The organism is Pseudoflavonifractor phocaeensis (assembly GCF_016901735.1).
In the GTDB taxonomy this organism is placed as follows: domain Bacteria; phylum Bacillota; class Clostridia; order Oscillospirales; family Oscillospiraceae; genus Pseudoflavonifractor_A.
This window is the reverse complement of sequence record NZ_JACLZC010000044.1, coordinates 1-26,278: the sequence shown is the minus strand read 5'-3', so window position 1 is coordinate 26,278 and position 26,278 is coordinate 1. Positions and strand designations below refer to the sequence as shown.

Sequence of the window (26,278 nt, the reverse complement as noted above, 5' to 3'; positions counted from 1 at the left end):
CGACAGGTTTTGGCCTGCCGCTTTTTGTGCTGCGATGGTTTTTCATGAGGCGTTGAAAGCCTGTTTGTCAAGGTTCACGCCCTCGCTACTTATTTTCGTAGCAAGGTTCATATGCACACACAGTATCCCACACTACTGGTAAAAAGTCTACTGAATCAAGCGGGCTTGTTCAGATTTTCAAAGTCCTGTGCCATCAACAGCGTCTGCTCAATTTCAGTCACTATGTCAGGCTTTGTGATCGTGTTTTTGAAGCGGAGGGCAACAATCAGTCCGTCCACTTCCATCGTGATGTACTCTGTCGGCTCAGAATATCTGGGATGCGCCCGATCATACATTGCCTGCTGATAACTCATGTGATCGTCCTCCTTTACATGGTCTGCTGCCAATTCTGTTCTTCTTCGTGATCGTCCTGGGCATGGCCTTGGGCGATTTTCTTTTGCTGCTTCTTACGGAGCGTTTTCCTGTCTGTATGCGGGTGCATTGTGGTGCTGTCCATTACTGGAGCAGCAGACTGAGACTGCTCCAGACGGTATCCAAGCCCCACCACAGCAGAAGCAATGCTGCTATCCCCATCAGCAGGACCGCCCATGTGGGACCATCCAGGTGCGGCAGCCGCAGTCTGGGCAGTCTGATGCCGGGCAGAGAAAAACGCTTCTCGTTCCGCTTCCCAGCCTGTTCGCTCATCTGCTCCAGATGCTTCACCGCTTTCAGCAGCTCGTCCATCTGCGTCCGGGTCGGGAGCTGCGCCAGCAATTCGCTGACTTTCTTGAGATAGCCAGTCTGTCTCTCGGTGTGGTCCCCCAGTGCATAGAGGCTGCTCAGCAGTTCCTCCCACTCCGCTTTCGTAGGATGCACTTTGGAAGGCGGTGTCAGCTCCTGCGCCGGAGGCTGCGGCGTGATCTGTACCATCTGCGTAGGTCGATTCTTTTCCAACAGCTCGTCCATAGATAATTTCTTCTCTGATCCTGAATTCATATTCCATATTCTCCTTCAGATATTTGTCCCCGAACAGCAGGCGGTCACGGCACTGCCAGCCGCTGGGTGTGGTGTAGGTGATGTTCCGCCGGGAGGTTTCCCAGCGTACCTTGTAGCCCTCGCTCTCCATCAGCGCAATAAACTCCTCCCGGCTGGAGGCGTGGCGCATACAGTCGTTGATGATGTTCATAAGCTGCAGCTTCTTGCTCTGGCCACGGGCTGCGGTGTGATACTCACCAATGGACATGGTCTTGGTCTTCTCGTTCCTGTTCGCGGGGTTGAACACAGGGAGAGAAAACTCCGTGCAGACTTGATCGTTGCGCTGCCGCAGTTCTTGGAGTTGCTCCTTTGCGATGTGCAGTTTCTTCCCAGTATCGAAGTTGACGGAGTTGATGAGGAAGTGGGAATGAATGTGTTCCCGGTCTGTGTGGGTGCAGACCAGAACTTCATAGCCCTCATAGTACTCAGCCAGCTTCAGCGCCGCCGCATGAGCGGTGACCGGATCTACCGCTTCGCCTTTTGGAAAGCTCTGCACCATGTGGTAGAACAGCACACCGTCGGTTTTGTGATGCAGGCGCTTGGTGGTCATGAAGTCCGCGTAGACAGATTCCGGCTGGCAGTTGATGCCTGTGACCAACTGTTGACCGTCACACTCGGTTTTCTTGTTCTGCATGGTGTACCGCATCACGGCTCCCATGCATCCGGTGGTCTGTCCTCGCTTGTAGTTAGTGAAGCTGATGATCGCCATTTTTCACCACCGCCTTCGTTCCAGGATCAGCCGGACAGCAGTGCAGAGTTCAGAGAACGCCTGGCGTACACCGTCCAGGTTGACCACCGTGACGCGCCCCATGTGCGCCAGGGTGACAAGCTGATTCAGATTTCTGCCGATAGACTTCAGCTTCTTGAGCACTTCTTTCAGTCCATCGATGACCACTACCTGCTTTCCCAGACAGCAAGCCGTCACATAATCGCTCATAGACATCCCGGAGCGTTTCGCCAATTCCTTGATGGCCTCCCGGTCTTCGGATGCCATCCGGGTGCTGAATTTGATATCTTTTTTCATATCGTTTCCTCCAAATTGCAGAAAAAGTGGGTCCGGGCTTCTGCCCGGAAATTATGCGGAAGGCGGGCGGCGGCTTTGCCGGTGACCAGACAAACGCGATGCTGGCCGTCGTCCAAGCGGACGACGAATCCCTCGCTTCGCCGCCAGCGGCAAAGCTCGCTCTCTCTGTCGCTTGTCCTCCTCCCACCGAACCCGCTGGCGCTGGGCTTCGGCGGGAACCCTGTTTGGAGGTGATTCTCCCGCGCCGAACACCCGCACTCCTCCTTCGGCCACAAGCGGCCCAACACGGCGTTTCTTTTGCCTTGCGGGAGTTACTCGCCGCACCTGGAAACTGCCCGCAAATCGCCGCACAGCGCCTCGACAGGGTCGATAGGGACGATTTCTCCGGCACCCTCCAAATCGGCACTATCGGCACGGCGTAGCTCAATTACTCGTTTTCCGTTGCTGCGGCGCACCATTGCCTGAATTCCGTTTTTTCTTAGGGCCTCAACGCTTTGCTGGATCAGCCTTGAAATCTTTTTGGGGGTTACCCCTTCGATTCTGTCAGGGTCGATCTTTTCGGAGAGCTCCGTGGGAGTGCCGATAAATATTGTTCTGCTGCTCATAAACGCAGAGAGGAGAACAACGATTTGCCCCTCCAATTGTTCCGGCTGTGTCCGGCTGTCCGAAACCAACTCCCACACATTTTCCTCGCTGCGTCGAAGCTCCAGCTCCCGGTATTCGATGTCCCGGCCCACGCAGGTCAGTCTGGCCCTGCCGCTGCCCCGCTTTTCTTCCACCAGGGTGAAGCTGGAATCCACTGCGCCGCTGATGGCAGTGGTCCCGGAGATCCGATGGAACACATCTTCCGCCTTTTCTTTCCGCAGATGGTGGATGAGCAGGATGGCAATGCCGTGCTTGTCCGCCAGCCGCTTGAGCACAGACAGATCCCGGTAGTCATTGGCGTAGGTGGCGTCGTGTACCGGTCGGACCATCTGCAGGGTGTCGATAATGACCAGCACGGTGTCGGGGTGTGCGGCGACGAATGCGTCCACCTGTTCCTCCAACCCTTGGCCGATGAGGGCGCACTCCGTGCAGAAGTGGACGCTGTCTGGTGCGTCCTCGGTGATCTCAAAGAGTCGATTCTGGATGCGGAGGACGGAATCCTCCAGACAGAGATAGAGAGTGGTACCCTGCCTGGTGGTCATGTTCCAGACAGGTTCTCCCTTAGCCACCGTCACCGCCAGCCACAGAGCAAGCCAGGACTTGCCCACTTTCGGGGAGCCTGCCAGGATGTGCAGGCCCTGAGAGATCAGGGTGTCCACCACAAAATTGGGCAGCTCCAGCGGACGATCCATCAGGGTTCTGCCGTCCACTGTGATCAGGGGATGGTTCATTTTGTTGTTCATGTTTGGTACCTCCATTTCAAGAATTTGAATACAAAAGCTCCCACCTCAAAAGAAGTGGGAGTAGTATTCATTTTGATTTTGAAATGGTTTATGGTAGAATGGAGCAAACGGAGGTGAGCCAATGGCGGCCTATCAGATCTACGAGCTTTCTGCCCGGGCGGTGATGAGTTATGCCGCGGAGCAAGACGGCGTTTACACCTTTGCTCTGAACCGCAGTGCCACCGAGCACTGCAAGGTACCGGGTGCCAAGCACGAGCAGGACAGCTGCGCCATGTTCCATCAACTGATGTACCAACTCCACGGGGAGGGCTGGCGGGAGCGTAGCGATGAGAAAGTCACAGCGCTTTCCGATGTGCTGTTCTATATGGACTTCGCCGGGATCTTTGACCGGCGTGGAACCGGAAAGACGCAGCAGGCCCGCCGGGAGAGGGCCAGAGACATGTTCCGTCCCGAGGGGATCGTTCTGGACTTCGGCAGCGGCCCACACCGCTATGTGGCTTTCGAGCGCTCCGCCAGCATGAGCCGCCAGTCCCGCCTCTCCTTCATCCGGGCGGATCTGTATGAGCCAATGCGCCAGCGGATCATGCTGAACATGGAGCTGGACCGCTGCCAGCTCAGTAAACTCTACGCCTACAACGGCCTCATGTTCTCCAGCGGAACCCGGGTGGACGGCATCCGCATTGACAAACCTCACCGGGTCATTGTCATAAACAATTCATCCAAGAGAGTGGAGCGAGCCCCCGTCATCACCCTGCGGGAAGGCAGAGAGCCGGGAACCTTCTACCGGGCAGATACACTGGAAACTCTGGACATCACCTGCTTTGACGGCGTGGGCCTCATCTCCAAAGAGTACGCCGATGTGGTGGACAAGGCCTGCTGCGGCAGCCACATCCACACCTCCTTCCAGATTCGGATGCCCTACATCAAAGGGATGCTCCATCAGGTGGACTTCAAGGACTTTTTGAAGAGAAGCGGTACCCAGAGCATCGTAGATGTTTGGGGCAAGGCGCACCCCGTCCGCAGTGTGGACATCATCCTCACTTGCAGTCAGTTCAAAGCCTACGGCTGGCTGCGGGAGAACGGTATGACCTGGGAGGACTACTGGGACGCCTTCCGGGACTACAACCACGCCCTATACATCACCAACCTGAGCAAGACGGAGCCAGAGAAACTGGTAGAACTCAACTATCAATTCCTCTCCACCCTCTCCATCCAGCCGGAGGAGTTCCGGCCCGCCGACCTGCCGGAAGGCTGGGACCACAGTCCGGAGGATGATCCTCGTCAGTGGCTGACCAAGGCCACCGAAACGGCCTACTATAGCTTTCGTGCCAATGAAGCATATCAGCAGGAATACTTTCGCCGGGGCCTGAGCCAGCCCAGGGGAAGCCGGGCGAACATCATGGCCCGGGTGCTGGAGAAGAACCCGAAGTTTATCCGTGAGCCTATCTACACGGAACAGCTGGATGGGCAGGCCCGGAAGATCCTCCGAGGCTACGCCGTTGGGCGGTTGCTGGTGCCAGGGGACAACCGATTCCTCTCCGGTGATCTGTTGGAACTGCTGCGGCAGCTGATCGCGCCCCGTGTGTTCCAATTGCCCGGTGAGCGGGACTTCTGCAATCAGGTGATGGGAGCCTTCTTTGCGGAGGACAGCTTCTTTGCACCCGGTGCGGCCTATGACCATGAGGACAGCTGCACCCTTCTCCGCAATCCCCACATCGCCCGGAACGAGGAATTGCAGCTGTCGGTGTATCCAGAGGGAGACGACCTGCGCCAACACTACCTGGGCCACCTCACCGATGTGGTCATGGTGTCTGCAGACAGTTTGGCAGCGGAACGGTTGGGCGGTGCGGACTATGACGGCGACCTTATCAAAACCATTGCCGATCCCATCCTGAACCGCTGTGTGAAGCGGAACTATGATTACGATGTCCATCAGCAGCTCTCCAACAACGCCAACCTGCCCCTGCTGAAAATTCCATCCTTGTCCGCACCCAAGTCCGACGCCAACGACTGGCAGGCCCGGTTTCAGACGGTGGAGAACACCTTTGCCGCCCGCATCGGACAGATCTGCAACGCCGCCCTGGATCGTAGCGTCATCGCCTACAACGAGCATACCGACCCGGAGGAGCGCAAGCGATACCGCCGGGACTTGGAGGCCCTGGCCATCTACAGCGGACTGGAGATCGACGCAGCCAAGACCGGTGTGCGGCCCAACCTGGATGAATTTCTGGGTGGGCGGAAGGTGAAGCGCACTCCTTTCCTCCAGTACAAATATCTGTTGGAGCGTGCGGAGGAGCGCCGCCGCGCCTGGTATGAGCCCACCCACCGGGAGCGGCTGGAGACCTTCTTTGCCGGGATCGACTGGGACACGGTGGACTCCCCGGTGGAGCGATTGCCCTGGCTGGCCCGCCAGCTGGAGCGCAACACGCCCAAGGTTCAGAAGAAACCGGCAAAGGACGGCGAGTTGTTCGCTTTCGCCCAGGAACGAAGCTGGAAGAAACATCTGGACCAAAACATTCTTTCTTCTGTCTCTGCCTTGCTGTGGGACTACGAGCACTGCCTCTCCCGCATCCGGGCCTGCCGCGCCCCCGCCAAGGGACAGCAGCGGAAAACGGACATTGACCGCATCCTCTACGCCAGAGGACAAGAGGAGCTCTACGACAGCGACGAGCTGTACGCCTTCTTCTAGCAGCTTTCCCCGGAGCGCATCGCCGCTCTGCGAAAGGCCATCGTGGACCAGCAGTGGCACTTGCTGGCAGAAGGACATAGAGAAACATTTCTGCAGGGGCATCTGCCGGAGGCGGCGGACTACTATGATCTTCTGACCGACTTCCGCCACGGCGGGTTCCGTCTGCTGGGAGATCTGGTCTGTGATATGAACGATCTGGCGACAGCCCGGGAACGGAAGCAGCTCCGCCGCCCGGCGGACTCCCCAGCCTTCCAGAAGATGATGGAGACCTATCTGGCTGCCCCCTTCAGCGGCAACGAGCGGGCTGTGGTGTCCAGGGCCTGCCGCAAGCTGCTGAATAAGATCGTCCGTCCCAGCCTGGCAGTGCCCTATGTGGTGGCCATTGGCAAGCGGAACCTGCTGTGGGATCTGCTGCCGGACCACATCGAGGAACATGTGTTGGAGGTGGACCATGCTGAATGAGTGGAAGGAATTTCAGGACTACACCGGTGCGGTAAACTATACCGCCCGGAACAAGCAGGACACCACCTATCTGGGCCGCTTTACCTTCGACACCATTTTGGATTTCGAGGGACTCAACCGGGTGCTGACCATCCTGGCAAGAGGGTTTGCGTTTCATAATGAGGATGGCAGCCCCGCCGAAGCACCCCGGGAACGCATCGACTATGCCAAGCGGGGCCTGTGTGCCTGGTGCAGTGTGCCGGACAGCAAAAAAGCCACGCCCCGGGAGGCGTGGCAGTTCGGCAGTGATTTTAGGAACCTTCATTCGGAATTCCATGGTCTTGTAGATGAAAACGGCAGCGGATGGTTTCACCGCCATGTGCATCGGGTGGTGGCTTTTGTGCGGGAGAATCCAGGGAAGGTATCCAGCAGCGCCCAGAAGAAGTGTGCCGCCATTGAGAAGGGCTTTGACCGGGCCTGGCGGGACAAGGTGATCCAGATGCAGATCCCCTTGTTCGCCCCCACCACCAAGGGGCAGTGGGGATTGCGGTTTGACAGCTTTCTGGCCCAGGCTTTGGAGTTGGGACCGCTCTGGAATGAGGAACCAGAGCTGCCGCCCACGCTGGTGGAGCAGCTTCGCAGCCTCACACCCAAGGGTGTTCCTGTGGAGATGGTTGAGACACTGGTGGCCCACTACCTTCTCAACGAGCCGGAAGATTCCGACTGGGTAGTGCTGCCGGTGACCAACTTTGACGCATACTTCGGCACCACCAGCTTTGGGCGGAAGTATCTGAAACAAATCCCGGAGACTATTTTAGAGCGCTCTGAGACTGGCTTTGGACTGTGCCGGTATCGGCTGGGGGAAGCTATTGTGATTGAGTAGAAAAATCAGGCATCCATCTCCACTTCTTTCGCTGGAGATGGATGCCTGTTCGTTTCGAAATGATTCAGTTCGTATGCCACTTCCCAAGCCAACTGGAACCCGCAAAGGAAACTGTCCACGGAGCGTTGCTCTGCAATTAGATTCTGGGCATCGATAATCCGTAAAACTAACTTCCTTTCTGGTTTTTCCAATCGCTCGATGAGCTGCCGGTGACAGTCATCAATTTCCTGCTCGGTTTCCTCCATAGGCAACGGAGTGTAAAATCTGTCATACAGTAGTTTCAGCGTGTCATTCATGTGCCTCGCCTCCTTATAGCAAGACACAATAGCACAGGTTCGAGGAAATATCCACTATTATATTTTTCAATAATTTAGTTGTCTTAGTCTTCCAAAGGTTCCGATTGATATAATCAGGCTTAATACTCTCTTGTTTTCAAAACCGTCAGCCCCTTGCCATAACCAGAAGTTACATGCCCGGAATTGCGTGTATTGTACTTATAGGTTTTTTACAAAAAGAGCCCGGATCGCATTGAGAACCGCCAGAATCATGACACCTACATCAGCAAAAACCGCCAGCCACATATTTGCAAATCCCAAAGCGACCAACACCAGGCAGAGCAGCTTGATCCCGATGGCCACCACGATGTTCTGATACACTATGCCCAAGCACTTGCGTGAAATTTTGATCGCCTTGGCAATCTGCATGGGATCGTCATCCATCAGAACCACATCTGCAGCCTCGATAGCGGCGTCAGAACCCATGGCACCCATGGCAATACCGATATCGGCGCGGCCCAGCACGGGGGCGTCGTTGATACCGTCCCCCACAAAGGCCAGCTTTTCCTTGCCTCGCTTTCTGGCAAGTAGCTCCTCTACCTTTTCCACTTTGTCAGCTGGGAGCAACTGGCTGTACACCTGATCCACCCCCAGCTCCTCCGCTACCTGATCGGCCACTTGCTTGGCATCCCCGGTGAGCATCACCGTTTTGTATACACCAGCGGACTTCAATGCCTGGATAGCCTGCCTGGAGGTGGGCTTTATCAAGTCGGAGATGACAATGTGCCCGGCATATTGTCCGTCAATCGCCATGTGGATGATGGTTCCCACGCTGTAGCAACTGATGTAAGGAATACCCAGACGATCCATCAGCTTATCATTGCCGGCCGCCACGGTGTGGTCGTCCACCACGGCGGTGACTCCGTTGCCGCTGATTTCCTGGATTTGGGATACCCTGCTGCGGTCGATTTCCTTGCCATAGGCACGCTGCAGGCTCTTGCTGATGGGATGGCTGGAGGCTGACTCCGCCAGCGCAGCATATTCCACCAGTTTGGCGTTTTCAATTTCATTGTGGTGAATTCCGTTGACCTCAAAGACCCCTTGGGTCAGAGTGCCGGTTTTATCAAACACCACAATGCGAGTTTGTGACAGAGATTCCAGATAGTTGGAGCCCTTTACCAATACACCGGCCTTGCTGGCTCCGCCGATGCCGGCAAAGAAGCTCAGGGGAATACTGATGACCAGGGCGCAGGGACAGCTGGCTACCAGAAACGTGAGCGCCCGGTAGATCCAGGTCTCCCAGGCGGGAGATTGTCCCAATCCCAGCATGAGCACCAACGGCGGGAGAATGGCCAGCGCCAGGGCGGCATAGCACACAGCAGGGGTATAGATCCGAGCGAAGCGGGAGATAAAGTCCTCCGACTTGGACTTACGGGAAGAGGCATTTTCCACCAAATCTAGGATTTTAGACACGGTGGACTCCCCAAACGCCTTGGTCGTCTGGATCTTTAACAGCCCGGTCATGTTGATGCATCCACTGATGATGGCATCTCCCGTCTGCACCTCCCGGGGCAGAGATTCTCCGGTCAGGGCGGCGGTATTCAAAGTAGAGGCTCCTTCCACCACCGTGCCGTCGATGGGTACCTTCTCCCCAGGCTGCACCACGATGATGGAGCCGATGTCCACCTCATCCGGATCCACCTGTTCCAGTTTGCCGTCCCGCTCTACATTGGCGTAATCGGGCCGGATGTCCATGAGGTCGCTGATGTTCCGGCGGCTCTTTCCCACAGCGTAGCTTTGGAACCACTCACCCACCTGATAAAACAGCATCACCGCGATGGATTCCAGATAGTCCCCGTTTTCATAGACCGCCAGGGCCAAGGCCCCCAGTGTGGCCACTGCCATCAGAAAGTTTTCATCAAACACCTGACCATTACGGATGCCCTTATAGGCCTTCCGCAGGATATCATAGCCAATGACCAGGTAGTCCACTAAATAGAGAGCCAGCCGCAGCCAACGGCCTGAACTGCCCAGCGAATCAAAGACAGATGTCCCCAAAGACTGGAGGCCCAACAGCAAGACCGTTGCTGCCAGAATGCGCCAGAGCATGACCTTTTGTTTTTTTGTCATACCGCTGCTGGACTTCTGGCCAATGAGCTGCAGCACCGCCGCCAGAAGGGCTACTGCAGCCAGCAGGATATTCACGATCAGTTCCTGCATCGTCTATACTCCTTTCTACCGGTCTCCTCACAGAAAGATCTCGCAGTCAGGCTCTACCTTTTTGCAGGCCTTGACCACGTCCTGCATGACGCCGGCAGGCTCATGACCCTCTTCAAACTCCACGATCATCTTCTGAGTCATAAAGTTTACGGTGGCAATCTGAACGCCAGGAGTCTTGCGGGCAGCCTCCTCCATCAGGTTGGCACAGTTGGCGCAGTCCACTTCGATCTTGTAAGTCTTTTTCATCTTGAAAACTCCTCTCTGAATTCCTTGCTTTCGCTATTACGATTAAGCAAGTATTTAATTGTAGTGTCATCATAGCCGGTGAACCTCCCGCCGTCAATGTTTCAGGACGATATCCTTCCGTTTGGGCAAACGGTTCTTCTGTTTGGGCAAATAGTGAGTGTTTTCTTAACATATAAAAGGACTGGAGTCATCCATGACAACTCCAGTCCTTTTCTTCAATCTATGGTTACAGTCTGTTTCGCTCTCCCCAGTCGCACATCTGGTCCAGAATGGGAATCAGAGACTTTCCACGCTCAGTGAGACTATACTCCACCTTCGGGGGAATCTGCGGATACTCCTCCCGGTGGACCAGCTGATCTGCCTCCAGTTCCTTCAGTGTGGAACTCAGCGTCTTGTAGGAGATCCCCCCAATATACTTTTTCATCTCGTTGAAGCGAACCACCCCAAAACACATGAGGGTATAGAGAATAGTCATTTTATATTTGCCGCTGATCAGAGATAAAGTATAGCTGAACCCGGTATCGGCCAGATTGGCAGATGAAATGCAGGTTTTATATTCCTTTAACTCGCTCATAAACACTTTCCTTTCCGTAAGTATTAAACCTCTACGCAAGTATCGCACTTTGATGTGCGTACTTGTTCTTTTTCCCATTCTTGCTATGATTGTACTATCAGCAGGTGAGAAAGTCAATTTCTCAAGGACAAGGAGGAAATTTTATGAGTAAGAACATCGTAGTCATTACAGGTAGTCCCCGAAAAAATGGCAACAGCTTTGCCATGACGGATAGTTTCATCCAGGCAGCGGAGGCAAAGGGACACACCGTCACCCGCTTTGACGCAGCCATGATGAAGATCGGCGGCTGCCATGCCTGCGAGACCTGTTTCAAAACTGGGAAGGCCTGCTCCTTTGACGATGACTTCAATATCATCGCACCGGCTATCCTGAAGGCTGATGCCATTGTCTTTACCATGCCCGTCTATTGGTACTCCATTCCCGCCCAGATCAAAGGCGTTATCGACCGGATCTATTCCCTGGTGGTGGGTGGCAAGGACATTGCCGGGAAAGAGTGCGCCCTCATCGCCTGCTGCGAGGAGGAGGATCTGTCTGTACTGGACGGTGTGCGCATCCCCATGGAGCGAACAGCTGCCCTCAACAAGTGGAAGATGGTGGGCGAAGTGCTGATTCCCGGCGTCTTGAACGCAGGCGACATCAACAAGACGGACGGCTGCCGGCAGGCCGCAGAGCTGGTGGATAAGATCTGAAAGGAAGAAAAGGAATGGGCAAGCAGATCGTAATTCTCAATGGCAGTCCCCGGCGAAAAGGAAACACTTCAGCCCTGGTACGCGCCTTTACAGAGGGTGCGGAAAAGGCCGGGCATATCGTCCGGGAATTCTTTTTGAGCGATATGAATATCCACGGCTGTAAGGGCTGCTTCAGTGGACACAGTACAAAAGAATGTCCCTGTATCCAGAGAGACGACATGGATCAGATCTATCCGGCGGTGCGGGAGAGCGATGTGGTCGTATTGGCATCGCCGCTGTATTACTGGAACCTGAGCGGCCAGCTTCGAACAGCCATGGACCGTCTTTTTGCGCTGGAGGAGAACGATGGAAATCTGCTCCGGGGACATGACCGCTTTGGCGTGCTACTGATGGCTGCGGAAGGCCACGATTTTGAAGATGTACAGGCATACTACAGCCACCTAATGAAGCATCTTCGATGGACAGAACTTGGTCATGTTTTGGCCGGCGGAAACGCAGATGTGGGGGATATTGACGGAAAACCTGAGCTTCAGCAGGCTTATGCACTGGGACAATCCATTTGAGATTCCTGCTCTCACGAAACGGCCAAACAAAATATCAAAAGGAAGGCCGGAGCGGTGTTGCTCCGGCCTTCCTTTTGCCTGCGACATCAGGTTCTTTTTCGTTTCCCCGTATTCTCCGACCCCCTGACCTCCTCGTGGTAGAAATAGTCCACAATCACCGGGTGGCCCGGCTCCGCCAGGCCATAGGGCAGTTCGTTATCCACAAAGGGACAGCCATTTTCGATCGCCAGCTGCTCTGCTTGCTGCTCAAGGTCACGGAAATAGCTCCGATCACCCTTTTGATAGATGGCCTGATACAAGTTGATCAAGTGTGGATACTTTTCATGGATGTAGTCTAAAATCTCCTGCTTGAATCCGCCCCGCAGGTTCAGGTTCTCCAGCCAGACCAGGTCGCACTGATTCTTCACTCGATGGAAAATGGCCTTAAAATCCGTGATACCGGGAAATACCGGCGCGATAAAGCAGACCGTACGGATACCCGCGTCGTAGACCTGCTTCATGGCACAAAGCCGTCGCTCAATGCTCACTGCCTTGTCCATATCCCTACGAAAATCCTCATCCAGTGTATTGATGGACCAGGAGACGGTCACCTTTCCCATCTCCCGGAGCAAGTCAATATCCCGCACCACCAGGTCGGACTTGGTACAGATGAGGATCTCCGCCCCGCTGCCTTTCAGCTGCTCTAACAGCTTGCGAGTGTTTTGAAACTGCTCCTCTTGGGGGAGATAGCCGTCGGTCACCGAGCCGATGACCACCCGCTGTCCCCGGTATTTTTGAGAATTTTTGATCTCCCGCCAGTGCTTTACATCCAGAAAGGTCCCCCAGGGCTCGGTGTGCCCGGTAAAGCGCTTCATAAAGGAGGCGTAGCAGTACTTACAGCCGTGAGTGCAGCCCACATAGGGGTTTACGGAGTAGCCTCCTACGGGCAGATTGGATTTGGTCATGATGTTTTTTGTCTCCACATCCCGGATCAGGATATCGTTTTCCATCATTTCTGCCATTTGGCTTGTTCCTCCAGTACCTTATGAAATGCGGTGGGTAATTCCTGCATCATCTGTTCCTCTCCCATAATGGGAAGCAGGTCTTCCTTCATAAAGACCGGGATACCCAGGGTATGGGCTTGGTCGGTCAGGTTCCACACCCACTCCGGCTTGGATACAGATTTTCCTTTTCGGCGTCCAGTTTCAGTTCCGATGACCACCCACTCGATCCCTGTGAAATCCACTGGCCCGATGTCGTCAAACATGGGCTCAAAGGTGGCGTGATAATGTCCGCCGCGGATATGCTCCCGCAGTGCCGGGATCCGGTTCTTTTCCTTACAAGAGGTAACGGTCACGCCGAACCAGGCGTTATCCAGATGGGTAGAGAAATCGATTTCCTCCGGCCGCTTGGTCAGGAACAGATACTGGTGCTGGGGATTGCGCTCCATTTTGGCAAATACCTCATCCCGCCACTCTGCTCTCCAGCCGGAAAAGTCACTCATTCCAGTAAGCAGAAAAATCTGGGGGCGAGTTTTCTCCATAAGCCGCAATTTTCCGGGGAAGTACTCCGGCTTCTCAAAATCATCAATCATATGGAACCGTCGTACATTATTTCTGGCATAACAGTAGCTGCAGCCGATGGTACAGCCAATGACCAGATTCATGTTCTGAATCTGGGATTTGATGCACACCGCCATTGGAATCTCCCCCAGTCATTTCTGCCTTAGCCTTCCACTGCCGGGGCGACTTTTCCAAAGCCATTCCAGGCATAGAGACCCTGTTTGCTCTCGTCACCCAGGAACTTGTCCACCTGGCAGATATGCATGATATGGTCGCCCACCTCTACAGTCTGCTGTAAAGTAGCTACCATGGCAAGGCGGGTATCCGCAGGAATCTGAATGTCGCTGCCCTCTACGGAGGTCATCTCAATGTGGTTTTCCTCCACCTTGTGGCTGGTGGCACCGGTGGAACTGCCGCAGGCCACCACGGCCTGAGTCAGACTCTCCCCCGGAACTGTCACGATCACCTTGCCGGTTTCCCGCACCCGCTTGCCGGTATGGGACTGCTTGCCAGCGGCAAAGCCGACCATGGGCGGGTTGAAGGACAGGTAGGACACAAAGCAGATGGGGGCCAGGTTCGTGGTGCCGTCTTCATTCTGGGAACAAATCAGGGTCAGGGGATTAGGGGAGGTCAGGACAGTGGCCTCCATGATGTTCAGTTCTTTCATAAATCAATACCTCACTCTCAATTCGTTCTGTCATTGACATCCCATTTTGATGTCGATATAATTATTATACTTAGAAGAAATAACGGTGCAAGTACGCAGATTATTTGTACTTGGTACGAAAAACCATACCGATGGAGAGAGTGCTGCGTTATGAATCAATCCATGACCTATGAGGAATTTCAAGCCCGAGTGGGCAGTGTTATCCTGACCGAAAACGGAAACTGCCCGGTGACCCCGGTGGTTCAGATGCTCCAGGGGAAATGGAAGCTCCAGATCATCTACGAGCTCTGTATCCAGTCTCCCATGCGGTTTGGGGAACTGAAAAAGATGCTCAAACCTATCACAAACACCATGCTCACCAACGCATTGAAAGAGCTGGAGGGGGATGGTCTGGTACACCGGGAGCAGTATAATGAGATCCCGCCCCGAGTAGAGTATTCCCTGACAGAAAAGGGAACGGATTTGCTGCCCATTTTCTACGCCATCTCCCAGTGGGGCATGAAATATATCCCTTGAGCAAGTGGCTTTCCAAGAGTTCTCCAAAACAACAAGAGACGCCGGAATGGTTTGACAATCGGTCAAATCATTCCGGCGTTTTTTAAAAGGAAACGGTACGCAAGTCGAGCTTGTCTGCCTCTGTAACCGGTCTTAAGGGACGGCAGGGCGTTCCTGCGGCAACAACGCCCGCGGGGATGTCCCGGGTCACCACGCTTCCAGCCCCAATGATGGAACCCTTCCCGATGGTGACTCCTCCGCATATCACAGCATTGGCACCAATCCACACATCCTCCTCCAAGGTAATAGGGGCCGATGTGGTAATCGTCTCTGCCCGCTGTTGGGCATCCATGGCGTGGCCCACACAACTGATACATACGCCGGGGGCAATAAAGGCGTTGGCCCCGATATGCACCGGGGAAGTATCCAGAATCACACAGTTATAATTGATAAACGCCAGTCCGTGAGTATGGATATTGAACCCATAATCGCAACGAAACCCAGGCATGACAAAGGTTTTCGGATCACATGTACCAAACAGCTTTTTCAAAATCTCTCTGCGCCGCTCCTCCTGCCCGGGCGGCAGCTGATTATACTCCCAGCACAGCTGCTCGGCATTTTTCTTCAGACTTTGAGGAAGATGAAAGTTATAGACGCTGTACGGAGTGCTGCTTGTCAAAAGTTCCATTGGTTCCATCGTTTGTTTCACATACCTTTCCTCTGCTAATGCTCATTTATGGTCAAATACTCAGAAATTCCAACAAATCGTTTTTCCATGCGGCAAAATCCCGCAACCCCAAATCATATAGGTTTCGTTCCGCATCCTCTTTCATGGAGTAAGTCCCCACGCGGATGGGCTCACTGGCAGCAAAGACAAAGGCAGTCCCATCCCGTTCCAGGGAAAACACATCCTTCCAATTTTCGTTGTACACTACATGGCGACGATCAATAGCATCCACAATGTTGGGGTAACTGCGGCAGGCCCGCCGATACAGCCTGCGCATACCCTGAGGCTTTCGTACATAGTCCCGGTCCTTGGAGAGAATGACCACCAGCTTATCACACCCCTGCTCCAGGGCGCGGCGAACCGGGATGGCATCGGTAAGGCCTCCGTCAAAGTAGGGCACTCCGTTGAGTTCCACCGGATGGCAAGCAACCGGGATGGCACTGGAGGCCATGATCAGGCGGTAATCGTCCTGCGCCATCATCTCCCGCCCATAGTACTCCGGCAATCCTGTCAGCGCGTTTGTGACCACAATCTCGTACTCCGCCGGGTTGTTCATCAGAGCGGGAAAATCCAGAGGATCTTCTCCTTCTTTGCGGGTCAATTCACCATAGATGTACTTCAATCCAAACAGATCTCCGGTTTTCAGCAGGCTTCTCAAACCGAAGTAATTCTGCGAATGAATATGCTCCGTAAAAAAACGAAGATTCCGGCCTCTTTGCCCCGCCAGATAGGAAGCCAGATTGCCAGATCCACCGGATACGCCAATGCAATAATCAAACGTAATCCCTTCGTCCAGAAAGGCATCCAGAATCCCAGCGTTATAGGCGCACTTCATCCCGCCGCCTTCCACCACCAATCCGATCTTTTTCTGCGTGTTCGTTGTCAACATCTCCTCATGGGGTAAAGTCCCGCTCTGCCTTCTGCTCCAGCTCGTCCAGCTTTTTACCGTACCGGTCTATGATGTCTTGCAGGGTGATGGTCTGCATTTTTTGTTCGGCAGCCTTCTGGATCTCCTGGTAAAAGTCCGCAATGCTCAGCTGCACATAGATCCCCACGCCACATTCCGGATTGGTATCAATATCCCAGTGAAGTAGGGGCTTATTGCCCTCAATTGCCCGGTAGACATCCAACACCGTGATCTCATCCGGGCGCCTGGTCAATTCCGCATTGGCCTGTCCCTGTGAGCTGGTAATCATGCCGGCACTCTTCAGCTTGGCCATTAGCTGCCGGATATAGGCCGGGTTCGTTTTTACACTTTCTGCGATCTTAGCACTTGTGATCCGCTGACCGGCTCCCATACTGAGAAAGGCCAATATATGAAGTGCGTCACTCAACTTGGTAGAGTATTTCATGGGCTCACCTCAAAAATTTTTAATTGCCTACTTGTAATTTATAAAATAACATGCTATGCTTGCAACATGTAATTATTATAATAACAGGTTGGAGGAATCATGTCAACTATGCTACTGAACCACAAAATATTCATTGATTCCGCCGTCCACCGCCAAAATGTGCAGGTCTTGGTAGACAAAATTAGTGGGGCCGATGCAATTTTGGTGGGCGCTGCGGCGGGTATGTCAGCTTCCTGCGGCTTCAACTTCTTCTATCAAAACGATGCGATATTTGAGCAATACTTGGGAGACTTCCACCGAAAATATGGATTTACCGGTGCCTTCAATGGATTTTACTACCGTTATCCGTCCCCGGAGGCCCACTGGGCCTTCCTTGCCCGAATGGGTTACATGGAGTATGAATGTCCCACAGGTCAGCCCTATTATGACCTGATGAAGCTGCTTCAGGATAGGAATTACCACATTATGACTACAAACCAAGACTTTCAGTTTACCCGCGTGGTATCAGAAGATAAGCTGAGCGCCATCCAAGGGGACTCCCGTTATTATCAGTGCAGCCGCCGCTGCCACGACGAGATCTACTGGAACAAAGAGATGGTTTATGAAATGAACGATGCAATTGATGAAAATCTCTGTATCCCGGCAGAATTGATCCCTCGGTGTCCCAAATGCGGTGCGGAAATGGAACCTTGGGTGCGAGGCTATACCTTTTTGGAGGGTAAGAAGTACAAGGAAGAATACAGAAAGATCAATGAGTTCCTGACTGCTAATCAGAATAAAAAAATCCTCTTCCTGGAGTTGGGGGTGGGGCGCATGACCCCCATGTTTATTCAGGAACCCTTTTGGAATCTGACCTATTCTCTCCCGCAGGCATATTACATCACCATCAACCCAAAAGACGCGCTCCTGCCCCAAGCGTTATCTCAAAAGGGTTGGGCCATCAAAGAGGATATTGCCGCTGTCTTGCAGGATGCGGCAGCACATATGTCCGGAAAGGAAGACTCATCATGTATGATCTAAGACCAGTCGCAGAGAAAATCCAAAAAGCGGATGCCATCTTGATTGGAGCCAGCAATGGCCTGTCCATGACTGAAGGACTGCACCTCTTTGCAGATAACCAGGCATTTGAGAATTTGTTCGGCGACTTTAAGGACAAGTACGGCCTTCGGTGCCTGCTGCATGGGATGGGAACCCGCTGGCCTTCAGAAGAAGTAAAATGGGCCTTCTGGAGCAGGCTCATCCACCACTACTGCGGACAGTATCAACCCACACAGGTCATGCAGGACTTGAAAGCCATTGTGGGCAACAGGGACTATTTCGTCCTTACCTCCAACGGAGAATGTCACTTTGAACGCAGCGGATTTGCACCGGAGAAGATTTATGAAATCGAGGGGACCTGGCTGACCATGCAATGCGCCCGCCCCTGCCATGATACCCTCTATCCCATTTTGGAGTTGGCAGAGCAGATGGCAGCTGCGGAACAGGATGGCAGAATCCCCTCTGATTTGGTGCCCCGGTGTCCCCGATGCGGCGGCCCCATGGAGGTTCATATGGCAGCAGGGCCGAATATGGTTCCGGACCACGGCGCCACGCAGAGATTCCAGAGTTTTCTGAACCAATATCACGAAAAAAAGCTGGTCGTGTTGGAGTTGGGGATCGGATGGCGCAATCAACTCATCAAAGCGCCTCTGATGCGTTTGGTGGATCAGGAGCCCAACGCCACCTATGTTACCATCAATCTGGGCGAGGTCTACATTGCAGACAGTATCAAACGCAAGTCATTTGGTCTGGACGGCTCGCTGGGCGAGATTTTATCCGCCCTTCGGGAGGCGGATCAACGATGAACATATCAGGAAAGGAGACACTAAATATGAAATTGGGAATTATTCGTTGTACGCAGACAGAGGACTATTGCCCCGGAAGTGGGGATTTTCAAACCATCCGTGAGCGGAAAGGCGCTTTTGCAGGTGTGGAGGATATTGAGCTGGTGGGTTTTATCAACTGCGGAGGCTGTCCCGGAAAGAAAGTAGTGCTGCGGGCGAACTCTCTGGTTAGCCAGGGGGCGGACACCATTGCGTTTGCCTCCTGTATCCAAAAGGGCACGCCCATCGGCTATCCCTGCCCCTTTGCCAAGCGGATGAAGGATCTGGTACAGAATGCCGTTGGCGACAAGGTTCAAATCCTGGACTATACCCACGACGCAGGACCGAAACAGGAATAAGTTTGCACCCGCACCTACCTGTGGTATGATAAATCAAACAGGAGGGTGATCCGATGCAAACCACTTCTTTGCCTCACGACCATGGACAGCCCATGGAGCAAGAACTGCAGAATATGCCCAGCGTGGAGAATTTTCAGACGCTGTCAGATATTTTTAAGCAGCTGGGGGACGGCAGTCGCCTGCGTATTTTCTGGCTGCTGTGCCACTGCGAGGAATGTGTGGTCAATCTCTCCGCCATGGTAGGGATGAGCAGTCCGGCGGTATCCCATCACCTCAAACTACTGAGAGCCGCCGGTTTGATTGTCAACCGCAGGGCGGGAAAAGAAGTATATTATACCGCGGCAAACACACAGCAGGCTCAGCTGCTCCATCACATGATTGAAGACTTAGTAGTAATTGCCTGCCCATCAAAGCAAAATTTGTGAGGAAGTTCGCATGAAACAACAGGAACCCACACATGTCACACAGCAATTACAGGATGTTCCGGCCGGAGGCCTGACAATCGTTCGCAATTCTCCATCCGGTCAGGAGTATGTCCTTCTAACCGGGCAATTTTCTGCAAAAACAGTTGGAAAAGGGAAAATAGAAGCCTACCATGTATTCCCCGGCGTCGACGCTTCCTACAACCTGCTGTCAGCTGCGGAAATCACCGTACACCACGCTGCTTCCTCCTCTGTTCTGGAGCTGTTCTACTGCCGTAACGGCCGTGTAGGCTGGAATATGCGGGGTGGCACAGCGGTCTATTTGGGTTCCGGAGATCTCACCGCTCACAGCTCCGCTTGCTGTGCGGACTCGGCCATGATGTTTCCGTTGGGCTATGCGGAGGGCATTTCTCTTTCCATCGATTTGCCGGTCCTGGACGCAAATTGCCCGGAAATTCTAAAAGAGTCCGGCTTGGATCTTCCAACCATACAAAGCACCTTTTGCGGTGAAAAACCGGTAGCTATCCCGGCCTGCCCGGAACTGGAAGGGATCTTTGCGCCCCTGTATTCAGCCCCCTCTTTCCGGCGCAGGGCTTACTTACAGCTCAAAATCCAGGAGTTGCTGCTCTATCTCTCGGATGTGGAGCCCGAAAAGCATGCACTGACGCAATACGGTTCTCAACAGACGGAACTGATCAAGGAAATCCACCGTCAGCTGACAGAACATTTGGATCAGCGGTTTACCATTGAGGCACTCTCCAAGCAATACCTCATCAATACCTCCACGCTGAAGGAAGTCTTTAAGACCGTATATGGCCTGCCCATTGCCACTTACATGAAAGAATACCGCATGGCACAGGCCATGAAACTGCTGAGAGAAACCAGGATTCCGATCTCCGAAATCGCAGATCGGGTGGGCTACGAAACCCAAGGGAAATTTTCAAAAGCATTCAAAGATGTGACACAGATACTCCCAACCGAGTATCGTCGTACCCAGGATTCCAATTGGAACGATTAAAACAGGCAAAAGATTTTAGCCACAACCGCTTGAAGGGCACCCCTTTTGCAAGGAGTGCCCTTCAAGCGGTTTTTTGTAATCTCGTTGATTGTTCAGATAATCTGATTGCCGGTAGACCAGACATGGTCCTTTTTCGCTGCAGCAATCGTGTTCTGGGCCATGACACCCACCAGCGGATGGGGGGTGTAAAGCTCCTCCAGATAGGCACACTCCTCCACCGTCAGGGCGAGATCCACCGCCTTGGCGGCCCCTTCGATGTGATGGAGTTTTGTAGCTCCAACCACCGGAGCGGTAACACGGGTCAGCAGCCAGGCCAGGGAGATTTCTGTCATGGAAACGCCCCGGCGGTCCGCCAGCTCCGCCACCCGGGTCAAAATGGGAGCGTCCTGATCGTGAGCCGCGCCGTATTTGAGTTGGGCGTAGCTGTCCTCCTGAAGCCGCTTGGAGGTCTCACCGGAGCGCTTGGAAAGCCGCCCGCCGGCCAGAGCGCTGTAAGGGGTCATGGCAATGTTCTCCTCCCGGCAGTAGGGTGCCATCTCCCGTTCCTCTTCCCGGAAGATCAAGTTGTAGTGCCCCTGAACGGAGACAAATTTGGTAAAGCCCTCTTTCTCCGCCAAGGCGTTGGCCTTGGCGAGCTGCCAGGCAAAGCAGTTGGAAATGCCGATATACCGAGCCTTGCCCGCCTTTACAGCGTTGTTCAGTCCCTCCATGATGTCATAAAGGGGCGTCTGGTGATCCCACATGTGATAGATATAGAGATCTACATGGTCCATCCCCAGGTTCTGAAGGCTCTTGTCCAGCATCCGCCGAATGTGCTCCTGGCCGCTGATGCCGGCCTCAATTTCCTCATTGGTGCGGGGCAGGAACTTAGTAGCTACCACCACCTCGTCCCGCTTGGCAAAGTCCCGCAGGGCCCGGCCCACATACTGCTCGCTGGTGCCACTCTGGTAGCCAATGGCGGTGTCAAAAAAATTAACCCCAAGCTCCAGTCCTCGCTTGATGATCTCCCGGGAATGCGCCTCGTCAATGGTCCAGGAGTGCTGACCGTTTTGGGCGTCTCCGAAGCCCATGCACCCCATGCAGATACGGGAGACATTCAAATCAGATTTGCCCAGTTTTGTATATCTCATATCGATTCACCTCAGAGTTTCAACCCGGACACCCATGTTTTCAGTTCGTCCGCGTTCAGCCGTCCGTTGAGTAATCGTCCATCCACGATCCTGGCACCGGGCACACTGGCGCGCAGGCTAACAGCCGATTTGCCCAGCCCGCTGCCGCCGGAGGTGGCAAAAAGGATAATGGTCTTGCCGGTAAAGTCGTAACTCTCCAGGAAGGTGTTGACAATAGTGGGAGCAACATACCACCAGATAGGAAAGCCCAGGAAAATGACATCGTGCCCAGCAATGGGGGCATCCGTATCGGCCAGGGCCGGACGGGAGTGCTTGTCGCTCATCTCCACACTGCTGCGGGAGCCCTTGTCCATCCAGTTCAGGTCCGCTCTTGTGTAGGGAATTGCGGGTTTGATTTCATAAAGGTCAGCATCTGCGGCCTTTGCCAGGACCTTTGCCGCCTTAGCGGTGGTACCGCTGGCGGAGAAATAAGCAACCAATGCGTTCATAGATGAAACCTCCTTTGACCTCATTGTAAATCCAGCACCTAAAAATGTAAAATACTCATTTCCTATTTAGAAATATTCTTGTAAGGCATTTTTATATTGCCGGATGGGAGTGGATATGATACGATGGACTCAAGGAGGCAGAACCATGGAACTTCGTGTCTTGAAATATTTTCTGGCGGTGGCCAGGGAGGAAAACATTACTAAGGCAGCAGCTCTGCTTCACCTGACCCAGCCCACCCTCTCCCGGCAGTTGATGCAGCTGGAGGAGGAGTTGAGGGTACAGCTTTTTCGCCGCAGCCGATATCACATTGAACTGACGGAAGACGGAATGCTGCTGCGCCGCCGTGCGCAGGAGTTGGTGGATCTGGCAGAAAAGACGACCAGGGAGTTTACCATGCGTGAAACAGAGCTGATGGGAGAAATCGCCATTGGTGCAGGAGAGACCCGAAGCATGTCCTTCCTCTCCCGCGCCATGGTTTCTTTCCGGGAACGCTATCCCAAGGTCACCTTCCGAATTTTCAGCGCCACCGCCGACGATGTGAAGGAACGGTTGGACACGGGCCTTTTGGATATGGGCCTTCTGACAGAACCAGTGGATGTAGGGCGATATGCGTTCTGCCGAATGAAAGAACGTGATCGTTGGGGGGTATTGGTGCGCCTGGACTCTCCGCTCGCCGGACTGGATTCCGTCACACCCGATGATCTGGAACAGGTTCCGTTGATTATCAGCGGCCGTGAGCGTGTCCAGAGGGAGTTAGCCAACTGGTTTGGTGACCGATGGGAGCGGCTGCAGATTGCCGCCAGCTTTAATCTGATCCTCAACGCAGCCAACATGGTACGCTATGGTGTGGGAACCGCGCTGAGTTTTGATTTGAATTTTTCTTTTGATGATCTCCGATTCATACCGCTTTCTCCCACGATGGACACAGGAACCGTCCTGGTCTGGAAGAAGGATCTGGTACTGACACCGGTGGTGGAGGCCTTCCATCAGCATATCAAAAATGTGCAATAGGCATTTTTGGAAAAAGAAAATAAGCATTAGACATAGCAAAAAGTCTGATTTACAATGCAGGTGTCCGAGGAAGGACGCCTGCATTTTCATTTTGGAGGTTTTATGATGACGAAACAGGAGGCAAGCGAGCGCTACCAGATCCCCATGCACATCCTGAGCGAATATGAAAGCTGGGGGCTCTGCGGGGCGGTAAAAGAAGTGATGGGGGCCTGGCAGTACGACGACACGGATCTGGAACGGCTGAGCACCATCCTGACGCTCCATGACCTGGGCTTTACCACATCGGAGGTGGAGACTTATATGCGCCTGCTCCTGGAGCAGCCCCACACGGAGGAGCAACGACTCAGAATGCTGGAGGAAAAGCGCACAGCTGCTCTGGATGAGATACACTTTAAGGAGCGCCAGCTCCAGCGGCTGGATTACCTGCGCCATGAGATACGCAAGACACAAACCACGCCAGGAGGAGGCACCAAAAAATGAAACGACTGTTTACGATTCTAATCACTTTGACTCTGCTGCTTGGCCTGACGGCCTGCGGCCAGGTGGAAACCCAGAGCAACCCCGGCCAGTCCCAGACGCAGCAGGAGGGGATATCCTCCAAGGAGGAGTCGTCCACTCCCAACCAATCCACCCCTCCCGCTTTCTCCACGCCGGAGGCAGGCGAATCTGACGTGGAAACACCGGAAGACGGCGTTCTGGTGGCCTACTTCTCCGCCACCGGCAACACCGAAGGCATTGCCCAGCATCTCCAGAGCATCCTGGATGCCGACCTCTATGAGATCGTTCCGGAAGTGCCGTACACCGACGAAGATCTCAATTACAGCAATGACAACTGCCGCGCCAACCAGGAGCAAAATGATCCTGCCGCCCGGCCCGCCATCACTGGTACTCTGGAACATCCGGAGAACTACAATGTGGTGTTTCTGGGCTACCCCATCTGGTGGGGGCAGGCCCCCAAGGTGATTTACACCTTCCTGGAGAGCTGTGACTTCGGCGACGCCACTATCGTTCCCTTCTGCACCTCCGGCTCCAGCGGTATCGGCTCCAGTGCCGACGGCCTGCAGGAACTGACGGAAAACGCTCGGTGGCTGGATGGCCAGCGGTTCAGCGGCAGTGCGTCCCAGAACACTGTGGCTTCCTGGGTGCAGGGACTGGATCTCCCCGAATCTTCTCCGGTATAAGAGCGGCCATGATGTTCAGAGCTTGAGGTTTTCCAGCCTGGGCATGTGCTGCATCGGCCACGGCAGCGGCGAGGCAGTTTTTGCCAAAGTTGAGAATCTGCTGAAAGTATGATATACTACCGCCGTATATGGAGCAGAATCAACTTTTGCCTGGCATTTCGAATGACACAACCTTATCAGTGAACCATGTAAAAGCTGACAGCTGGAGATAAAAAGCAAGAGCCGGAACTACAGGGGGAAATTATCTTGAAATTTGACATTCAAAACTTAACATGGACACGAGAACCAAAGAGTTGTGTGATCACACAGGATCGAATCGAAATTGTCACGAAACCCCACACGGATCTTTGGCAAAGAACCTATTACCATTTCCGCAACGATAATGCTCCCGTATTGCAGATGGAAACGGAAGAAACGTTTTTTTCCTTTGTGGTAAAAACGGAATTTTCGGAAAGCCATCACCGCTTTGACCAGTGTGGGGTTGTGCTGTATCTGGACAGTGAAAACTGGCTGAAGGGTTCTATTGAATATGAAAATGAGACCTTTCAGCACCTGGGCAGTGTGGTGACCAATCACGGCTATTCTGACTGGGCGACCACGGAGATCTCTGCCCATATAAAATCCATGTGGTACCGCTTAAGCCGCAGAGAAAATGATTTTTGCATCGAGTGCTCGGAAGACGGTAAGTCATTCCATCAGATGCGCATCTGTCACCTGAATGAAGCTGAGGGAAAAATATCCTTTGGCATTTACGCCTGCAGCCCTGAGGACTCGTCCTTCCGCGCGGCTTTCACCAATATGGAAGTAACAGACTGCAAATGGATGGCACATGACGGGCAGGCTCCAGACGACAGTATTTGAGTTCAAAAAGGCCGACTGTGGACAATAACAAAGTATCAGCAGCAGCGCCTCCGAAGGCAACATCTTACGATGTGCTTCCGGAGGCGCTGCTGCTTACTTCTATGTTGGAAATTCTGCGACAGTTTACCAGTCCGCAGAACTTCTCACTCATGGATGCCAGTGTAGTCTGTTCCATCCCTTCCTTGACGGCATTCTCAATCCCGTGGTACGGGATTTCCAGCACTTTGCGGACATTCTATGCCACCGTGCAGGGACGGCCCTCGCAGAAATGAATCTCAATCAGAGAGGGGCCCCCTTTAGGTTCCAGTACGCTATAGATCAGATACAATGTGATTTGGGATGGATCGGCACACAGCTGGGCACCGTGATAAGCCCTGCTTTTTTCAACGCGCTGAAAATGTTGCGGATTACAACCAGATCGCTGCCGGTACTTTTATGCTCTCTGCTGCCAGCCTGATGCTGAAGAAGGTATGCTCTGAGTGGAAAGATTGCGAACTGTTTCTTTGACTACGGACAGTCCACCTTAACACCGCCATTCAGTTCCTTATCGGAACACTGAAAGCGGTATTTTTTATAGCCCCTCGTCTATCATTTTCATCAAACCATACACCGCAGTCCATGGGCAGAAAACTTACCACCTTGCGAGAGCGTACGGTTCGCATCCGTAAGGTCGTCGGTTCGATCCCGATTAGGTCCACCAAAAAAGGTCGTGAAATCAATGATTTCACGACCTTTTTGTAACTTTCAAGAGAGGTTTACAGGCCTGCAGCTCGAGCGTTTCGGTGCAAAACGGCAAAATACGCTTCCGTACAGTTCACATCCCGTAAATGTGATGTTTGTGCATCACATTTATCCCTTATCCCTGTCCGGACAGTTGGTACATTCCTCTTTTGATTTCGGGTAATATTCAAATTTGCCTAATGTACCTCGCCTCGCTTCCGCCGCTCAGGTCACAATTCAAACATGTTAGTGCATATTTTATTTATCATACCACGACAAACGATGTTTTCTTGTTAAACAATTATTACTGAACGGGAATCGCTTATTTTCTAAATAGTGTTTACACGAGTAATGTAGTATAATAGGGACAACAGCCCAGAAAGAGGTGTTCCTATGAGTAACGAACAACAACGCCACGATATCAGTGATGAGGTATG

31 protein-coding genes are annotated in these 26,278 nt (G+C 53.4%); 15 read left to right on the top strand and 16 right to left on the bottom strand.

Annotated features, from left to right (window positions below):
• Positions 1–155 precede the first annotated feature (155 nt).
• From H7U37_RS10185 to H7U37_RS10170, 4 genes are all read right to left on the bottom strand, one after another.
• Positions 156–353, bottom strand: coding sequence for a hypothetical protein (locus tag H7U37_RS10185; RefSeq protein ID WP_204875496.1), 198 nt, complete (start codon positions 351–353; stop codon positions 156–158).
• A 14-nt stretch (positions 354–367) separates the two neighbouring features.
• Positions 368–1,723, bottom strand: coding sequence for a relaxase/mobilization nuclease domain-containing protein (locus tag H7U37_RS10180; protein ID WP_204875495.1), 1,356 nt, complete (start codon positions 1,721–1,723; stop codon positions 368–370).
• 3 nt (positions 1,724–1,726) lie between these two features.
• Positions 1,727–2,038 carry a plasmid mobilization protein gene (locus H7U37_RS10175; RefSeq protein WP_204875494.1) on the bottom strand — a complete coding sequence of 104 codons (312 nt, stop codon included), beginning with the start codon at positions 2,036–2,038 and terminating at the stop codon, positions 1,727–1,729.
• Positions 2,039–2,349: 311 nt separating this feature from the next.
• Positions 2,350–3,426 (bottom strand): AAA family ATPase, encoded by a 1,077-nt coding sequence (locus tag H7U37_RS10170; protein ID WP_204875493.1) that lies wholly within the window; start codon positions 3,424–3,426, stop codon positions 2,350–2,352.
• A gap of 121 nt (positions 3,427–3,547) precedes the next feature.
• On the opposite strand from H7U37_RS10170, the gene H7U37_RS10165 reads away from it, so the two are divergent.
• Genes H7U37_RS10165 through H7U37_RS10160 form a run of 3 tightly spaced genes read left to right on the top strand, consistent with a single transcriptional unit; the run spans position 3,548 to position 7,439 of the window.
• The gene (locus H7U37_RS10165; protein WP_243414298.1) at positions 3,548–6,115 is read left to right on the top strand and encodes an RNA dependent RNA polymerase; all 2,568 of its coding nucleotides are present in this window, start codon (positions 3,548–3,550) and stop codon (positions 6,113–6,115) included.
• Positions 6,116–6,157: 42 nt separating this feature from the next.
• Positions 6,158–6,577 carry a hypothetical protein gene (locus H7U37_RS15780; RefSeq protein ID WP_243414297.1) on the top strand — a complete coding sequence of 140 codons (420 nt, stop codon included), beginning with the start codon at positions 6,158–6,160 and terminating at the stop codon, positions 6,575–6,577.
• Positions 6,567–7,439 (top strand): hypothetical protein, encoded by an 873-nt coding sequence (locus tag H7U37_RS10160; protein WP_204875492.1) that lies wholly within the window; start codon positions 6,567–6,569, stop codon positions 7,437–7,439. Before H7U37_RS15780 ends, H7U37_RS10160 begins: the two co-directional genes overlap by 11 nt.
• Before the next feature lie 5 nt (positions 7,440–7,444).
• Here H7U37_RS10160 and H7U37_RS10155 read toward each other — a convergent pair whose 3' ends face one another.
• The 4 genes from H7U37_RS10155 to H7U37_RS10140 form a co-directional block, all read right to left on the bottom strand.
• Complete coding sequence (locus H7U37_RS10155; protein WP_006572273.1) at positions 7,445–7,735, bottom strand: DUF6809 family protein; 291 nt, start codon at positions 7,733–7,735, stop codon at positions 7,445–7,447.
• A 198-nt stretch (positions 7,736–7,933) separates the two neighbouring features.
• Positions 7,934–9,934: a heavy metal translocating P-type ATPase gene (locus tag H7U37_RS10150; RefSeq protein WP_338049821.1), complete on the bottom strand. Its 2,001-nt coding sequence runs from the start codon at positions 9,932–9,934 to the stop codon at positions 7,934–7,936.
• 27 nt (positions 9,935–9,961) lie between these two features.
• A complete protein-coding gene (locus H7U37_RS10145; RefSeq protein WP_087257609.1) occupies positions 9,962–10,180 on the bottom strand; it encodes a cation transporter in 219 nt (72 codons plus the stop codon).
• A 226-nt stretch (positions 10,181–10,406) separates the two neighbouring features.
• Entirely contained in the window at positions 10,407–10,754 is a 348-nt protein-coding gene (locus H7U37_RS10140) for a winged helix-turn-helix transcriptional regulator (protein ID WP_006572276.1), read from the bottom strand.
• Positions 10,755–10,897: 143 nt separating this feature from the next.
• On the opposite strand from H7U37_RS10140, the gene H7U37_RS10135 reads away from it, so the two are divergent.
• Both H7U37_RS10135 and H7U37_RS10130 read left to right on the top strand, forming a co-directional pair.
• The gene (locus tag H7U37_RS10135) at positions 10,898–11,443 is read left to right on the top strand and encodes a flavodoxin family protein (RefSeq protein ID WP_006572277.1); all 546 of its coding nucleotides are present in this window, start codon (positions 10,898–10,900) and stop codon (positions 11,441–11,443) included.
• A 14-nt stretch (positions 11,444–11,457) separates the two neighbouring features.
• A complete protein-coding gene (locus tag H7U37_RS10130) occupies positions 11,458–12,006 on the top strand; it encodes a flavodoxin family protein (protein WP_006572278.1) in 549 nt (182 codons plus the stop codon).
• Between the two features lie 86 nt (positions 12,007–12,092).
• On the opposite strand, the gene H7U37_RS10125 is transcribed toward H7U37_RS10130, so the two are convergent.
• The 3 genes from H7U37_RS10125 to H7U37_RS10115 are packed head-to-tail and all read right to left on the bottom strand — an operon-like array spanning position 12,093 to position 14,214.
• The gene (locus H7U37_RS10125; protein ID WP_040646643.1) at positions 12,093–13,007 is read right to left on the bottom strand and encodes a radical SAM mobile pair protein B; all 915 of its coding nucleotides are present in this window, start codon (positions 13,005–13,007) and stop codon (positions 12,093–12,095) included.
• The gene (locus tag H7U37_RS10120; RefSeq protein WP_006572280.1) at positions 12,995–13,684 is read right to left on the bottom strand and encodes a radical SAM mobile pair protein A; all 690 of its coding nucleotides are present in this window, start codon (positions 13,682–13,684) and stop codon (positions 12,995–12,997) included. The genes H7U37_RS10125 and H7U37_RS10120 overlap by 13 nt, the downstream gene beginning before the upstream one ends.
• A 26-nt stretch (positions 13,685–13,710) precedes the next feature.
• Positions 13,711–14,214, bottom strand: coding sequence for a flavin reductase family protein (locus H7U37_RS10115; protein WP_006572281.1), 504 nt, complete (start codon positions 14,212–14,214; stop codon positions 13,711–13,713).
• A 150-nt stretch (positions 14,215–14,364) separates the two neighbouring features.
• Here H7U37_RS10115 and H7U37_RS10110 point away from each other — a divergent pair, with 150 nt between their 5' ends.
• Entirely contained in the window at positions 14,365–14,730 is a 366-nt protein-coding gene (locus tag H7U37_RS10110; RefSeq protein WP_006572282.1) for a winged helix-turn-helix transcriptional regulator, read from the top strand.
• Between the two features lie 82 nt (positions 14,731–14,812).
• On the opposite strand, the gene H7U37_RS10105 is transcribed toward H7U37_RS10110, so the two are convergent.
• From H7U37_RS10105 to H7U37_RS10095, 3 genes are read right to left on the bottom strand one after another with little or no spacing between them, the layout of a single operon-like run.
• Positions 14,813–15,406, bottom strand: a complete 594-nt coding sequence (locus H7U37_RS10105) for a sugar O-acetyltransferase (protein WP_006572284.1) — start codon at positions 15,404–15,406, stop codon at positions 14,813–14,815.
• A gap of 43 nt (positions 15,407–15,449) precedes the next feature.
• The gene (locus H7U37_RS10100; RefSeq protein ID WP_006572285.1) at positions 15,450–16,325 is read right to left on the bottom strand and encodes a patatin family protein; all 876 of its coding nucleotides are present in this window, start codon (positions 16,323–16,325) and stop codon (positions 15,450–15,452) included.
• 4 nt (positions 16,326–16,329) lie between these two features.
• A complete protein-coding gene (locus H7U37_RS10095) occupies positions 16,330–16,788 on the bottom strand; it encodes an Rrf2 family transcriptional regulator (protein ID WP_006572286.1) in 459 nt (152 codons plus the stop codon).
• Positions 16,789–16,896: 108 nt separating this feature from the next.
• Here H7U37_RS10095 and H7U37_RS10090 point away from each other — a divergent pair, with 108 nt between their 5' ends.
• From H7U37_RS10090 to H7U37_RS10070, 5 genes are all read left to right on the top strand, one after another.
• The gene (locus tag H7U37_RS10090; RefSeq protein WP_006572287.1) at positions 16,897–17,808 is read left to right on the top strand and encodes an SIR2 family NAD-dependent protein deacylase; all 912 of its coding nucleotides are present in this window, start codon (positions 16,897–16,899) and stop codon (positions 17,806–17,808) included.
• A 65-nt stretch (positions 17,809–17,873) separates the two neighbouring features.
• Complete coding sequence (locus H7U37_RS10085) at positions 17,874–18,632, top strand: SIR2 family NAD-dependent protein deacylase (RefSeq protein WP_204875491.1); 759 nt, start codon at positions 17,874–17,876, stop codon at positions 18,630–18,632.
• Between the two features lie 26 nt (positions 18,633–18,658).
• On the top strand, positions 18,659–19,009 hold the full coding sequence (locus tag H7U37_RS10080) for a CGGC domain-containing protein (RefSeq protein WP_040646647.1): 351 nt from the start codon (positions 18,659–18,661) through the stop codon (positions 19,007–19,009).
• Positions 19,010–19,062: 53 nt separating this feature from the next.
• A complete protein-coding gene (locus H7U37_RS10075) occupies positions 19,063–19,434 on the top strand; it encodes an ArsR/SmtB family transcription factor (RefSeq protein ID WP_040646649.1) in 372 nt (123 codons plus the stop codon).
• A gap of 10 nt (positions 19,435–19,444) precedes the next feature.
• On the top strand, positions 19,445–20,449 hold the full coding sequence (locus H7U37_RS10070; protein ID WP_204875490.1) for a helix-turn-helix domain-containing protein: 1,005 nt from the start codon (positions 19,445–19,447) through the stop codon (positions 20,447–20,449).
• 92 nt (positions 20,450–20,541) lie between these two features.
• Here the strand turns inward: H7U37_RS10070 and H7U37_RS10065 are convergent, their stop codons facing one another.
• Together H7U37_RS10065 and H7U37_RS10060 are read right to left on the bottom strand one after the other, a co-directional pair.
• Positions 20,542–21,579: an aldo/keto reductase gene (locus H7U37_RS10065; RefSeq protein WP_040646651.1), complete on the bottom strand. Its 1,038-nt coding sequence runs from the start codon at positions 21,577–21,579 to the stop codon at positions 20,542–20,544.
• Positions 21,580–21,590: 11 nt separating this feature from the next.
• Complete coding sequence (locus H7U37_RS10060) at positions 21,591–22,067, bottom strand: flavodoxin (RefSeq protein ID WP_006572293.1); 477 nt, start codon at positions 22,065–22,067, stop codon at positions 21,591–21,593.
• A 145-nt stretch (positions 22,068–22,212) separates the two neighbouring features.
• Here H7U37_RS10060 and H7U37_RS10055 point away from each other — a divergent pair, with 145 nt between their 5' ends.
• From H7U37_RS10055 to H7U37_RS10040, 4 genes are all read left to right on the top strand, one after another.
• Complete coding sequence (locus tag H7U37_RS10055) at positions 22,213–23,079, top strand: LysR family transcriptional regulator (protein WP_040646653.1); 867 nt, start codon at positions 22,213–22,215, stop codon at positions 23,077–23,079.
• Positions 23,080–23,181: 102 nt separating this feature from the next.
• Entirely contained in the window at positions 23,182–23,559 is a 378-nt protein-coding gene (locus tag H7U37_RS10050; RefSeq protein WP_418055077.1) for a MerR family transcriptional regulator, read from the top strand.
• The gene (locus tag H7U37_RS10045; protein ID WP_006572297.1) at positions 23,556–24,260 is read left to right on the top strand and encodes a flavodoxin; all 705 of its coding nucleotides are present in this window, start codon (positions 23,556–23,558) and stop codon (positions 24,258–24,260) included. Before H7U37_RS10050 ends, H7U37_RS10045 begins: the two co-directional genes overlap by 4 nt.
• Before the next feature lie 246 nt (positions 24,261–24,506).
• Positions 24,507–25,121 carry a DUF1349 domain-containing protein gene (locus H7U37_RS10040; RefSeq protein ID WP_204875489.1) on the top strand — a complete coding sequence of 205 codons (615 nt, stop codon included), beginning with the start codon at positions 24,507–24,509 and terminating at the stop codon, positions 25,119–25,121.
• The last annotated feature ends 1,157 nt before the right edge of the window (positions 25,122–26,278 follow it).

Coding starts and splice junctions, on each gene's coding strand:
- H7U37_RS10185 (WP_204875496.1), bottom strand. CDS start 353: ATGAGTTATCAGCAGGCAATGTATGATCGGGCGCATCCCAGATATTCT.
- H7U37_RS10180 (WP_204875495.1), bottom strand. CDS start 1,723: ATGGCGATCATCAGCTTCACTAACTACAAGCGAGGACAGACCACCGGA.
- H7U37_RS10175 (WP_204875494.1), bottom strand. CDS start 2,038: ATGAAAAAAGATATCAAATTCAGCACCCGGATGGCATCCGAAGACCGG.
- H7U37_RS10170 (WP_204875493.1), bottom strand. CDS start 3,426: ATGAACAACAAAATGAACCATCCCCTGATCACAGTGGACGGCAGAACC.
- H7U37_RS10165 (WP_243414298.1), top strand. CDS start 3,548: ATGGCGGCCTATCAGATCTACGAGCTTTCTGCCCGGGCGGTGATGAGT.
- H7U37_RS10160 (WP_204875492.1), top strand. CDS start 6,567: ATGCTGAATGAGTGGAAGGAATTTCAGGACTACACCGGTGCGGTAAAC.
- H7U37_RS10155 (WP_006572273.1), bottom strand. CDS start 7,735: ATGAATGACACGCTGAAACTACTGTATGACAGATTTTACACTCCGTTG.
- H7U37_RS10150 (WP_338049821.1), bottom strand. CDS start 9,934: ATGCAGGAACTGATCGTGAATATCCTGCTGGCTGCAGTAGCCCTTCTG.
- H7U37_RS10145 (WP_087257609.1), bottom strand. CDS start 10,180: ATGAAAAAGACTTACAAGATCGAAGTGGACTGCGCCAACTGTGCCAAC.
- H7U37_RS10140 (WP_006572276.1), bottom strand. CDS start 10,754: ATGAGCGAGTTAAAGGAATATAAAACCTGCATTTCATCTGCCAATCTG.
- H7U37_RS10135 (WP_006572277.1), top strand. CDS start 10,898: ATGAGTAAGAACATCGTAGTCATTACAGGTAGTCCCCGAAAAAATGGC.
- H7U37_RS10130 (WP_006572278.1), top strand. CDS start 11,458: ATGGGCAAGCAGATCGTAATTCTCAATGGCAGTCCCCGGCGAAAAGGA.
- H7U37_RS10125 (WP_040646643.1), bottom strand. CDS start 13,007: ATGGCAGAAATGATGGAAAACGATATCCTGATCCGGGATGTGGAGACA.
- H7U37_RS10120 (WP_006572280.1), bottom strand. CDS start 13,684: ATGGCGGTGTGCATCAAATCCCAGATTCAGAACATGAATCTGGTCATT.
- H7U37_RS10115 (WP_006572281.1), bottom strand. CDS start 14,214: ATGAAAGAACTGAACATCATGGAGGCCACTGTCCTGACCTCCCCTAAT.
- H7U37_RS10110 (WP_006572282.1), top strand. CDS start 14,365: ATGAATCAATCCATGACCTATGAGGAATTTCAAGCCCGAGTGGGCAGT.
- H7U37_RS10105 (WP_006572284.1), bottom strand. CDS start 15,406: ATGGAACCAATGGAACTTTTGACAAGCAGCACTCCGTACAGCGTCTAT.
- H7U37_RS10100 (WP_006572285.1), bottom strand. CDS start 16,325: ATGTTGACAACGAACACGCAGAAAAAGATCGGATTGGTGGTGGAAGGC.
- H7U37_RS10095 (WP_006572286.1), bottom strand. CDS start 16,788: ATGAAATACTCTACCAAGTTGAGTGACGCACTTCATATATTGGCCTTT.
- H7U37_RS10090 (WP_006572287.1), top strand. CDS start 16,897: ATGCTACTGAACCACAAAATATTCATTGATTCCGCCGTCCACCGCCAA.
- H7U37_RS10085 (WP_204875491.1), top strand. CDS start 17,874: ATGACTGAAGGACTGCACCTCTTTGCAGATAACCAGGCATTTGAGAAT.
- H7U37_RS10080 (WP_040646647.1), top strand. CDS start 18,659: ATGAAATTGGGAATTATTCGTTGTACGCAGACAGAGGACTATTGCCCC.
- H7U37_RS10075 (WP_040646649.1), top strand. CDS start 19,063: ATGCAAACCACTTCTTTGCCTCACGACCATGGACAGCCCATGGAGCAA.
- H7U37_RS10070 (WP_204875490.1), top strand. CDS start 19,445: ATGAAACAACAGGAACCCACACATGTCACACAGCAATTACAGGATGTT.
- H7U37_RS10065 (WP_040646651.1), bottom strand. CDS start 21,579: ATGAGATATACAAAACTGGGCAAATCTGATTTGAATGTCTCCCGTATC.
- H7U37_RS10060 (WP_006572293.1), bottom strand. CDS start 22,067: ATGAACGCATTGGTTGCTTATTTCTCCGCCAGCGGTACCACCGCTAAG.
- H7U37_RS10055 (WP_040646653.1), top strand. CDS start 22,213: ATGGAACTTCGTGTCTTGAAATATTTTCTGGCGGTGGCCAGGGAGGAA.
- H7U37_RS10050 (WP_418055077.1), top strand. CDS start 23,182: ATGATGACGAAACAGGAGGCAAGCGAGCGCTACCAGATCCCCATGCAC.
- H7U37_RS10045 (WP_006572297.1), top strand. CDS start 23,556: ATGAAACGACTGTTTACGATTCTAATCACTTTGACTCTGCTGCTTGGC.